The following is a 1356-nucleotide window of genomic DNA, read 5'->3' as shown; positions in this document are numbered from 1 at the left end:
AAATGGAGGAGGTAGAGGGATTCGAACCCCCGCGCGACTCTCGCCGCCTGTCGGTTTTCAAGACCGATCCCTTCAGCCGAACTTGGGTATACCTCCGAGATATATACGTCTAATGGTGGACCTTGTAGGACTCGAACCTACGACCGGACGGTTATGAGCCGTCTGCTCTAACCAGCTGAGCTAAAGGTCCTTTATGGTAGCGGCGGAGGGGATCGAACCCCCGACCTCACGGGTATGAACCGTACGCTCTAGCCAGCTGAGCTACACCGCCATAAATGATATTAATATAAGTGGAGCCTAGCGGGATCGAACCGCTGACCTCCTGCGTGCAAGGCAGGCGCTCTCCCAGCTGAGCTAAGGCCCCATGTTTTTTAGGAATATCGGGAAGACAGGATTTGAACCTGCGACCCCCTGGTCCCAAACCAGGTGCTCTACCAAGCTGAGCCACTTCCCGTTAATAAAAGCGCGCCCGAGAGGAGTCGAACCCCTAACCTCTTGATCCGTAGTCAAACGCTCTATCCAATTGAGCTACGGGCGCATATGGTGCCGAGGGCGGGGGTCGAACCCGCACGGTGGTCACCCACCGCAGGATTTTAAGTCCTGTGCGTCTGCCTGTTCCGCCACCCCGGCATGTCATATTGAAAATTGGAGCGGAAGACGGGATTCGAACCCGCGACCCCAACCTTGGCAAGGTTGTATTCTACCACTGAACTACTTCCGCAAGACATGTATGAGTTATTTAATTAAAAGTGCGGGTGAAGGGAGTCGAACCCCCACGCCAAAGGCGCCAGATCCTAAGTCTGGTGCGTCTGCCAATTCCGCCACACCCGCATATTAATTTATTTAAGAAAAATGGGGCGACTGATGGGAATCGAACCCACGAATGCCGGAGCCACAATCCGGTGCGTTAACCACTTCGCCACAACCGCCATGATTTCTGGTGCCGACTAGAGGACTTGAACCCCCAACCTACTGATTACAAGTCAGTTGCTCTACCAATTGAGCTAAGTCGGCTAAATGGTGGAGGATGACGGGATCGAACCGCCGACCCCCTGCTTGTAAGGCAGGTGCTCTCCCAGCTGAGCTAATCCTCCGGATTGCCTGGCAACGTCCTACTCTCACAGGGACAAGGTCCCAACTACCATCGGCGCTAGAGAGCTTAACTTCCGTGTTCGGTATGGGAACGGGTGTGACCTCTCTGCCATCATTACCAGACTGTATTCATTTAAGACAAGAATTATTATAACTCATTTACTTTTGAAAGTCAACAAGTTTTTTATATTCTTTCAAAACTAGATAACATTGCTTCATATTATATGGTTAAGTCCTCGATCTATTAGTATTCGTCAGCTCCAC

The 1356-nt window shown here is 51.6% G+C and carries 12 tRNA genes and 1 rRNA gene; all 13 read right to left on the bottom strand.

Annotated features, from left to right (window positions below):
* Positions 1–3 precede the first annotated feature (3 nt).
* Positions 4–96 (bottom strand) — tRNA-Ser (locus ACK1U5_RS15170).
* A 17-nt stretch (positions 97–113) separates the two neighbouring features.
* A tRNA-Ile gene (locus ACK1U5_RS15165) sits at positions 114–190 on the bottom strand.
* A 4-nt stretch (positions 191–194) separates the two neighbouring features.
* Positions 195–271, bottom strand: a tRNA-Met gene (locus ACK1U5_RS15160).
* Between the two features lie 20 nt (positions 272–291).
* Positions 292–364, bottom strand: a tRNA-Ala gene (locus tag ACK1U5_RS15155).
* A gap of 16 nt (positions 365–380) precedes the next feature.
* Positions 381–454, bottom strand: a tRNA-Pro gene (locus ACK1U5_RS15150).
* Positions 455–464: 10 nt separating this feature from the next.
* Positions 465–538: transfer RNA gene (locus ACK1U5_RS15145), tRNA-Arg, on the bottom strand.
* A gap of 3 nt (positions 539–541) precedes the next feature.
* Positions 542–630: transfer RNA gene (locus ACK1U5_RS15140), tRNA-Leu, on the bottom strand.
* A 16-nt stretch (positions 631–646) separates the two neighbouring features.
* A tRNA-Gly gene (locus ACK1U5_RS15135) sits at positions 647–721 on the bottom strand.
* 29 nt (positions 722–750) lie between these two features.
* Positions 751–831 (bottom strand) — tRNA-Leu (locus ACK1U5_RS15130).
* A gap of 22 nt (positions 832–853) precedes the next feature.
* Positions 854–929 (bottom strand) — tRNA-His (locus ACK1U5_RS15125).
* Between the two features lie 9 nt (positions 930–938).
* A tRNA-Thr gene (locus ACK1U5_RS15120) sits at positions 939–1014 on the bottom strand.
* A 4-nt stretch (positions 1015–1018) separates the two neighbouring features.
* Positions 1019–1094, bottom strand: a tRNA-Val gene (locus ACK1U5_RS15115).
* Between the two features lie 5 nt (positions 1095–1099).
* A 5S ribosomal RNA gene (gene rrf, locus ACK1U5_RS15110) occupies positions 1100–1215 on the bottom strand.
* Positions 1216–1356 lie beyond the last annotated feature (141 nt).

This window comes from Bacillus sp. XB1 (assembly GCF_053557995.1).
The sequence above is the reverse complement of the archived record's forward strand: the minus strand, read 5'-3'. Positions and strand labels throughout refer to the sequence as shown.